The 337-nt window shown below is 46.0% G+C and carries 1 pseudogene; it reads left to right on the top strand.

Annotated features, from left to right (window positions below):
- Positions 1–337, top strand: a pseudogene (locus F8B77_RS17770) (hypothetical protein); the annotation flags it as partial.

The raw sequence follows: 337 nt of genomic DNA, 5'->3' as shown, positions 1-337 counted from the left end.
AACCAGTGACGGTTTTGGTTATCAAACTCAATTGAGTGCTGATGGACTCAAATTAGTGGTGTCAACACTCAATGGGGAGGCGGTGTACAGTTATGACTTAGCGAATGCAGACGCCACTCAATGGCAAGCCAGTGAAACGATATTTAGTTCTCCTTCAAGCAGCACTGTTGAATTTGGTACTTATGCCATCGCCTTTAATGGAACAGATATTGTGGTCGGGGCTGTTTATGATGACTACAGCTATAATGGCATTCTCACCAACAGCGACAACAACACGGTGTTTGATGGCAATGACACCAGCTCGACGGGCACCGCGTTCGATAATACCGATACCAGT

Origin of the sequence: Aliivibrio finisterrensis (genome assembly GCF_008933155.1) — a bacterium.
In the GTDB taxonomy this organism is placed as follows: domain Bacteria; phylum Pseudomonadota; class Gammaproteobacteria; order Enterobacterales; family Vibrionaceae; genus Aliivibrio; species Aliivibrio finisterrensis.
Note: the sequence above shows the minus strand (reverse complement) of the source record. Positions and strands in the feature narration are given on the sequence as shown.